The organism is Jiangella asiatica (assembly GCF_004349065.1).
GTDB classification, from domain to species: Bacteria; Actinomycetota; Actinomycetes; order Jiangellales; family Jiangellaceae; genus Jiangella; species Jiangella asiatica.
This window is the reverse complement of record NZ_SMKZ01000100.1, coordinates 1-8,599: the sequence shown is the minus strand read 5'-3', so window position 1 is coordinate 8,599 and position 8,599 is coordinate 1. Positions and strand designations below refer to the sequence as shown.

Annotated in this window: 7 protein-coding genes and 1 pseudogene; 7 read left to right on the top strand and 1 reads right to left on the bottom strand. The window is 69.9% G+C overall.

Annotated features, from left to right (window positions below; genetic code table 11):
- A pseudogene (locus E1269_RS31595) lies at positions 1–228 on the bottom strand (hypothetical protein); the annotation flags it as partial.
- Positions 229–607: 379 nt separating this feature from the next.
- Here E1269_RS31595 and E1269_RS31590 point away from each other — a divergent pair.
- From E1269_RS31590 to E1269_RS31560, 7 genes are all read left to right on the top strand, one after another.
- Positions 608–1,921: an ABC transporter substrate-binding protein gene (locus E1269_RS31590; protein WP_131902158.1), complete on the top strand. Its 1,314-nt coding sequence runs from the start codon at positions 608–610 to the stop codon at positions 1,919–1,921.
- A gap of 73 nt (positions 1,922–1,994) precedes the next feature.
- Positions 1,995–3,317, top strand: a complete 1,323-nt coding sequence (locus E1269_RS31585) for a pectate lyase family protein (RefSeq protein ID WP_203434285.1) — start codon at positions 1,995–1,997, stop codon at positions 3,315–3,317.
- Positions 3,318–3,475: 158 nt separating this feature from the next.
- Entirely contained in the window at positions 3,476–4,765 is a 1,290-nt protein-coding gene (locus E1269_RS31580) for an ABC transporter substrate-binding protein (protein WP_162606719.1), read from the top strand.
- On the top strand, positions 4,762–5,736 hold the full coding sequence (locus E1269_RS31575; RefSeq protein ID WP_131902154.1) for a carbohydrate ABC transporter permease: 975 nt from the start codon (positions 4,762–4,764) through the stop codon (positions 5,734–5,736). The genes E1269_RS31580 and E1269_RS31575 overlap by 4 nt, the downstream gene beginning before the upstream one ends.
- Positions 5,733–6,632 (top strand): carbohydrate ABC transporter permease, encoded by a 900-nt coding sequence (locus tag E1269_RS31570; protein WP_131902152.1) that lies wholly within the window; start codon positions 5,733–5,735, stop codon positions 6,630–6,632. The genes E1269_RS31575 and E1269_RS31570 overlap by 4 nt, the downstream gene beginning before the upstream one ends.
- The gene (locus E1269_RS31565) at positions 6,629–7,225 is read left to right on the top strand and encodes a hypothetical protein (RefSeq protein WP_162606718.1); all 597 of its coding nucleotides are present in this window, start codon (positions 6,629–6,631) and stop codon (positions 7,223–7,225) included. The genes E1269_RS31570 and E1269_RS31565 overlap by 4 nt, the downstream gene beginning before the upstream one ends.
- 17 nt (positions 7,226–7,242) lie before the next feature.
- Positions 7,243–8,532: an alpha-L-fucosidase gene (locus E1269_RS31560; RefSeq protein ID WP_131902148.1), complete on the top strand. Its 1,290-nt coding sequence runs from the start codon at positions 7,243–7,245 to the stop codon at positions 8,530–8,532.
- Positions 8,533–8,599: the final 67 nt, after the last annotated feature.

Here is an 8,599-nt window from a genome sequence, read left to right as displayed (position 1 = left end):
CCCGCAACCCCGGCAGGAGGCGTAGTTCTCACGCCCGGTCAGCTCCGCCATCGCGCGCAGCTGCAGCGCCCGCAGGTGCGCGATCTGCCGCTCCGCCGCGAGCACGACATCGACCACACCGGAATCATCCAGCCCGCCCGGTTTCACGACCTCCAAGACCGCAGCCAGCTCCGCACCCGTCGGCAGCACCACCCAATCAGGCACCGGCGGGGTGAACTCTGCGACCATGCACCCATTCTACGGACACTTGTTCGATTTCGCATCCTCACGAGCTGATTCCCGAACGTTTCCTATCGGCTAACGTCGCCACGCAGAGAGCGCGACGCGCGCGATCTAGGCACATAGCGTGCTTGACCTGCTCGACGATCTCGACGGCCGGCGTCCGCAGGTGCGCCCGTATACAGCAACGACGACGTCAATGGCGCGCTCGGTCACCGATGGTCAGTGTGGGCGGGTCCAAGGTAGAAACCGGTTCCTGCCGAGGCTAGCCAAATGCCATATCGGCATGCAACTATGACGCAACACGCCAGTAAAACCGATTCAAACGCATTAGGGACGGCGGGAAACCGGTAACTCACCGACGCTCATCGGCACGAGAGGGCACACGATGTGGCACCTGACTGAGGGTGGCGCGCCGCGCCGCTGGGTGGCGATCGGGGTGACGACGGCGGCACTGCTGGCCGTTACGGCGTGCGGCGGCAACAGCACGGAGTCCGATGACGACGAGCAGGTCACGCTGCGCTTCTCCTGGTGGGGCAACGACGACCGGGCCCGGATCACCGAGCAGGCCCTCGACGCCTTCGAGGCCGAGCACCCGAACATCACGGTCGAGGGCGAGCCGCTGGACTTCGAGGGCTACTTCGACCGGCTGGCCACGAGCGTCGCCGCTCGCGACGCCCCCGACGTCATCACGCTGGGCGGCGCCTACCCAAGGGAGTACGGCGACCGCGGCGCATTGCTGGACCTGTCGGAAGTGCAGGAGCAGCTACCCACCGACGACATCGACCCGGCGGCGCTGAGCAACGGCTTCTTCAGCGACGTCCAGTACAGCATCCCGACCGGCGTGAACACCTACTGCGTGGTGGTGAACCCGGACGTGTTCGAGGCCGCGGGTGTCCCGCTCCCCGACGACACCACCTGGACCTGGGACGACTTCGCGGAGATCGCGCAGCAGATCTCGGCCCGGTCCCCGGAGGGCACGTACGGCGCTGCGGACCCCACCAGCGCCGACACCCTCGACCTGTACGCGCGGCAGCAGACCGACACCGGCCTGTACACCGAGGACGGTGGGCTGGCCATCGAGGCTGGCACGGTTCAGGACTGGTGGACCATGACGAAGGCTTTGAGCGCGTCCGGCGGCGCGCCACCGGCGACCTTGACCGCCGAGCTGGCGGAGGCGCCGCCGGAGCAGACACTGATGGGCCGTGGCCTGGCCGGCATGCAGTTCGACTGGAGCAACCAGCTGACGGCTCTGCGGACCGCGTCCGGCGCGCCGCTGGAGCTGCTGCGGACGCCCGGAGAGTCGACCGGCGTCGCACCGGGCATGTGGCTGCAGGCGTCGCAGTCGTACGCGATCTACTCCGGCTCCGAGCACCCGGAGGAGGCGGCCATGCTCATCGACTTCCTGGTCAACAGCGAGGAGGCGGCGTCGTTCATCCTGGCCGACCGCGGCCTGCCGGCGAACTCCGAGGTGCTCGAGGCCATCACCCCCCAACTGGACGAGAACACGTCGGCGCAGGCGGAGTTCATCGCCGAGATCGGTCAGGACGTGAACCCAGACCTGATCATCGGGCCGACCGGATCCACCGAGACGAGGCTGATCGTGCAGCGCCTCAACGACGAGGTCCTCTTCGACCGGATGTCGGTGGAGGACGCGGCGACCGCCCTGGTCGACGAGGTCGCCACGGCCATCGCACAGTGACCAATCCAGCCAACCCCAACGAGAAGGGAGCCGCATGATCCGCTCACGAATCCATGGTGCACGAGGTCGGCGGGTGTTTGTCGCAGGAATCGCGGCCGCCGGCCTGTGCGCCGCGGCCATCCCCGCCGCCCTGACCGCGACGGCGACCCCGTCCGGTGCGTCGCGGGCCGGTGCCGCGCCGGCCGACGAGATGCTGCTGGCCTTCCCCGGAGCCGAGGGCTTCGGCCGGTACGCCACCGGCGGTCGCGGCGGCACCGTCTACCACGTCACCAATTTGAACGACAGCGGCCCCGGCTCGTTCCGCGATGCGGTGAGCCAGCCGAACCGGACCGTGGTCTTCGACGTCGGCGGCATCATCGAGATCGACGAGCGCATCCGGGTGGCGCCGAACATCACGATTGCCGGCCAGACCGCGCCCGGTGAGGGCATCACCATCTACGGCAACGGCCTGTCCTTCACCGACGCCAACAACACGATCGCGCGCCACTTCCGGGTGCGGCAGGGCATCAACGGCGACCCGGAGACCGACGCGGTCACCGTCGTCACCGGCGACAACATGATCTTCGACCACCTCTCCGTCACCTGGGGCCGCGACGAGGTGTTCTCGGTCAGCAACGGTGACCCGGCCGACGGCGCCAGCCGCATCACCATCCAAGACTCGATCCTCGGGCAAGGGCTGGACACCCACTCCGCCGGCGGCCTGATCGAGACCAGCGGCGGGGTGAGCCTGCTGCGTAACCTCTACCTCGACAACGACATCCGCAACCCCAAGGTGAAGGGTGTCAACCAGTACGTGAACAACATCATCTACAACTGGAAGAGGGAGGCGTACATCCTCGGCGGATCGCAGTGGACGTCCGAGGCGAACGTGCACCACAACTACTTCATCGCCGGGCCCATCACCGAGACGGGCCCGTTCACCCGCGGCAACGAGAACTTCCACCTGTTCGCCGAGGAGAACTACCACGACGCCGACCGCGACGGCGTCCTCGACGGCTACGACGTGCCCCGCGATGAGTACACCACGGTCACCTGGATGGACGAGCCGTACCCGTACCCGCCGATCGCGGACGTCATGAGCCCGCAGGAGGCGTACGAGTACGTCATCGAGAATGCGGGCGCGTCGCTCGACCGCGACCGCGTCGACGAGCTGTTGGTCCGGGAGGTCACCTCGCTCGGCCGCAAGGGCACGATCATCAGCGACGAGAACGACGCGCCCGTCAACGGGCCCGGGCCGGTCCGGGGCGGCCCGGCGCCGCGCGACACCGACCGTGACGGCATGCCGGACTGGTGGGAGCTGCGACACGACCTCGACCCGGAAGCGGCGGGCAACAACGCCGACCGGGACGGCGACGGCTACAGCGATCTGGAGGAGTACCTCAACTGGCTCGCCTGAGCTGAACACATCTGATGTCTAGCCCAGCTTGGTCGCGGCCCTAGCACGGCGTTGATCTGTATGAATGCGAAATTGAATCGTTATTGACAGTAAACAGCAGCACTGCCAACCTGGGCTAGACATCGGATCTATGGACGGTTTTACTTGGAGGAGCGATGATGCTCACGACGCACTCGAGAGGGTGGCGCCGTCCTGCCGCCGTGGTCCTGGCCGCGCTCGCGCTGGGGGTCACCGCGGCGTGCGGGGGCGACGACGAGGCCAGTGGCGACACGGTGACTCTGCACTTCACCTGGTGGGGCAACGCCGACCGGGCGGACCTGACGGAGCAGGCCATCGACATGTTCGAGGCCGAGCATCCGGACATCCGGATCGAGACGTCGTTCGCCGAGTTCAACGCGTACTGGGAGAAGATGGCCACCCAGATCGCCGGGGGCAGCGCACCGGACATCCTGCAGATGGACTACCGGTATGTGCGCGAGTACGCCGAGCGCAACGTGTTGCGCGAGTTCAACGTCGACGGCGTCGACGTCGACACCTCGGCGATGGAGCCCGGGCTGCTCAAGGCCGGCGAGATCGACGGCACCGCCTACGCCATCCCGATGAGCCAGAACACCCAGGCGCTGCTCTACGACCCGGCGGCCTGGGCGGCGGCGGGCGAACAGGCGCCAGGCGAGGAGTGGTCCTGGGACGACCTCGAGCAAGGCGGCGCCGCCGTCGCCGCGGCCGGCGAGGTCGCCGCGCTGAGCGACTTCGGCCAGATCGAGGACTGGTTCGAGGTGTGGCTGCGCCAGCAGGGCAAGGAGCTCTACACCGAGGACGGCGAGCTCGGCTACACGACCGACGACGTCGCCGCGTACTGGACCTTCACCAATGGGCTGCGGGAAGCCGGGATCGTCTCGCCGGCCGAGGAGACGGCCACCATGGACGGGTCGCAGGCCAACTCGCCGCTGGCCAAGCAGACCAGTGCCGCGGAGTTCAACTACGACAGTGGGCTGACCGCGGACTCGTGGGAGATCTACGGCCGCGAGCTGGCCCTGGCACCGTTCCCCACCGACGGCGGCGAGCTCGGCCAGTACGCCAAGCCGTCCATGCTCATCTGCATCTCCCAGCGCTCCGAGCACCCGGAAGAGGCAGCCCAGTTCATCGACTTCCTCCTCAACGACATCGAGGTGGGCGAGCTGCTCGGCACCTCGCGGGGTATGCCGGCGAACGCGGAGGTGCGCGAGGCCATCGGCGCGGACCTCGAAGGGCCGCCGCTGCTGGCGTACGAGTTCGAGCAGGCTCTCCTCCCGCAGCTGGCCGACGCTCCGGCGCCGCCGCCGCGGGGCGCCGGCTCGGTCAAAGCGGCGTTCCAGCGCATCTACGACGACGTGATCTTCGGCTCCGCGACACCTGAGGACGCGGCCGCCCGGTTCATCGCAGAGGCAGAGCAGGCTCTGGCGCAATGAGCACGGCGGCACCCGAGCGCACCGCCGGCGCGGCCAGCGGCGGCGGTGGTCTCGGCCGACCCCGGCCCCCTGGCCGCCGGCAGCCCTACGGTGAGCGGGCCGCGTTCGGCTACCTGTTCCTCAGCCCGTGGATCGCCGGCGCGCTGCTGCTGACGCTGGGGCCGATGGCGTACTCGCTCTACCTGTCGTTCACTGACTACGACCTGTTCACTTCGCCGTCGTGGGTGGGCCTGGACAACTACGTGCGACTGTTCACCGAGGACGACCGGTTCCTGTCGTCGGTGTGGGTGACCCTCAAGTACGTCCTGATCTCCACGCCGCTCAAGCTGGCCGCGGCCCTCGGCGTCGCGCTCCTGCTCAACCGGCCCAGCCGCGGCCAGGGTTTCTACCGGGCGGCGTTCTACGCTCCGTCGCTGTTGGGCGCGAGTGTGGCCGTCGCCCTGGTGTGGCGGGTCATCTTCGACGACGGCGGCCCGGTCAGCCGGCTCACGTCGGCCTTCGGCGCGGACACCGGCGGCTGGACCACCGACCCGCAGTTCGCGCTGCTTGCGATCGTGCTCCTGGCGGTGTGGCAGTTCGGTGCGCCGATGGTGATCTTCCTGGCCGGGCTCAAGCAGATCCCGACGACGCTGTACGACGCGGCCGCGGTGGACGGCGCCGGGTGGTGGCGGACGTTCCGATCGGTCACCGTACCCATGCTCTCGCCGGTGATCCTGTTCAACCTGGTGCTGGAGACCATCCACGCCTTCCAGGCCTTCACCGCCGCGTTCGTGGTCAGCGGCGGCCGCGGCGGGCCGAGCGACTCCACCCTCTTCTACACGCTGTACCTGTACCAGCGAGGATTCGTGGACTTCCAGATGGGTTACGCGTCGGCCATGGCGTGGCTGTTGGTCGTGGCCATCGCCATCGTCACGGCCGTACTGTTCCGCACCTCGCGCGCCTGGGTCTTCTACGCCGGGGACGCCCGATGAGCGCCGCACCCGCCGCGCCTGCCGCGACCGCCGTCGGCGCCAGCCGCGCCGGCCGGTCCCGGGCCCGCACGCGCCGGGTGGTCTGGCATGTGACCTGCCTGGGGCTATTGGCGGTGCTGCTGTACCCGGTGCTGTGGCTGCTGTCGATGTCGTTCAAGCCGGCGGACGAGATCATCTCGAGCCTCAGCCTGCTGCCCGAGCGGTTCATTGTGGGCAACTACTCCGAGGCGATGGCCGGCTCCGGCGGCGTCAGCGTGTGGCGGTTCTTCTCGAACTCCGTCATCGTCGCCGGGCTGTGCGTGGTGGGCAACGTGCTCTCGTGCGCGGTCGCGGCCTACGCGTTCGCGCGGCTGCGCTTCCGCTGGCGCGGGCCGCTGTTCGCCTTCATGATCGCGACGCTGATGCTGCCGGCCCACGTGCTGCTGATCCCGCAGTACGCGATCTTCAACCAGTTCGACATGATCGACACGTTCTGGCCGCTCGTGCTGCCGAAGTTCCTGGCCACCGACGCGTTCTTCGTCTTCCTGATGGTGCAGTTCATGCGCAGCCTGCCGGAGGAGCTGGGACAGGCGGCCCGGATCGACGGGTGCGGCCCGATCCGCGCCTTCGCCTACATCTTCCTGCCGCTGGCCAAGCCGGCGCTGGTGACCACGGCGATCTTCACGTTCATCTGGACCTGGAACGACTTCCTGTCCCAGCTGATCTACCTCAACAGCCCGGAGAACTACACGCTGCCGCTCGCGTTGCGCCTGTTCATCGACCAGACCAGCCAGAGCTCCTACGGCCCGATGTTTGCGATGTCGGTGCTGACGCTGATCCCGATCGTGCTGTTCTTCCTGGCCTTCCAGCGGCTGCTCGTCGAGGGCGTGAGCACGTCCGGCATGGGCGGATCATGAGCGGCGACGGTGGCAGCGTGGCCCAGCGCCCGACTGCGACGGCGGCTGTCGGGCGGTTCGCGCTCTTCGCCGACTGTCTGCTCGTGGGCGTCGCGTCGGCCGTCACCGCGCTGGGCGTCGTGACGGCGTACCCGGCGTTCGTGGCTGCCTGCGCCGCTGTGCGCGAACGTGTCGCCGACGGCCGCACCGGCGCGATCGGCGCCTACCTGGCGGCGCTGCGGCAGGTGACCCGGGCCGGCTGGACGGCGTTCGTCGTGCCGGTCGCCGTGCTCGCCGTGCTGGCACTCGACCTGCTGGCGGTGGCGGCCGGCGTGCCCGGTTCGCCGGTGCTGCTCGCCGTGCTCGTCGTGATCGGTGCGGCGGCGACGGTGCTGGGCCTGCGCGCCGCGGCCGGCTGGCGGCCCGGCCGGACCTGGCGCGCGGTGGGCATCGACGCCGCGGACCGGTCGCGCGGCGACGTCGGCGGCTCGCTCCTGCTGCTCTTCGCCGCGGCCAGCGCCGCCGGCATCGTGGCAGCGGTGCCGGTCACGGCGCTGCTCCTGCTCGGCCCGCTGGCGGTCGCCGCCGTCGCCGTCGACGCACGATCCCGGTGAGCTCGCGCGGAGGGCAGATGCACCACCGACCCGTGCCGGACTGGTACCTCGATGCCAAGTTCGGGATCTTCGTCCACTGGGGGCCGTACTCGGTGCCGGCCTGGGCGGTGCCGACCGGTGAGCTCGGTGCCGTCGACCCCGGCCTGTTCATGCGCAGCTCCCCGTACGCGGAGTGGTACGCCAACACCGTCCGGATCGACGGCAGCCCGGCGGCGGAGCACCACCGCGCCGTCTACGGCGACCTGCCGTATCCGCGGTTCCTCGACGCGTGGCGGGCCGAGCGGTTCGAGGCCGCCGACTGGGCCCGACTGTTCCGCGCGGCCGGTGCCAGGTACGCCGTCCTGACCACGAAGCACCACGACGGCGCTTGCCTCTGGGACGCGCCGGGGACGCCCGAGTACAACACTGCCCGCCGCGGCCCGCGCCGCGACCTCGTCGCCGAGGTCGCCGGCGCGGTCCGCGCGGAAGGACTGCTGTTCGGGGCCTACTACTCCGGCGGTCTGGACTGGCACGTCCGCGACCTGCCGCCGCTGACGCACCCGGACCAGCTCGGCGCCGTCGGCCGGCCACGCGACGCCGGGTACGCGCGGTACGCCCAAGCACACGTCGAGAACCTGATCGCCCGGTACCGACCGGACGTGCTGTGGAACGACATCGACTGGCCCGACGCGGGAAAGGACGAGCTCCCGGCGCTGTTCGATCGGTACTACCGCGAGGTGCCCGAGGGTGTCGTCAACGACCGCTGGGGCGTCGAGCACTGCGACTTCCGCACCAGCGAGTACCAGTCCGGCCGCGCCAACGAGACGACGGACCGCCCGTGGGAGCACTGCCGGGGCATCGGGCTCTCGTTCGGCTACAACGCGCAGGAGGAAGCCCGGCACGGCCTGACCGGCGTCACCGCGGTGCGCCTGCTGCTGGATGTCGTCGGGCGCGGCGGCAACCTGCTGCTCAACGTCGGCCCGCGGGCCGACGGCACCATCCCGGACCTGCAGCGCACCACGCTGGAGCAGCTCGGCCGGTGGCTGACGGCGAACGGCGAGGCGGTCTTCGGCACCCGCCCGGTGCCCGCGGCCGGTCCGCTCCCGGCGGGCTGTCTGGGCCTGGTGGAGCGCGACGGTGCCCGCTACGCCTACCTGGACGGGCCCGCGGTGGTGCCGCTCTCGCCCGGCGACGTTGCCGCCGGACCCGGGCCGTCGGTCACGACGGTCCACGACGACGCGCCGGTGCCGGCGCGATGGACCGGCCGCGGCCTGTCGATCGACGCACCGCGAGGGGTGTATCCACAGGCCGTCCGGATACACCCCTGAGCCGGCCACCCGTCCACGGCGGGGGCGCGGTGGGCCGGCGGTGAAAACTACGGGTGAGGGCTACGGG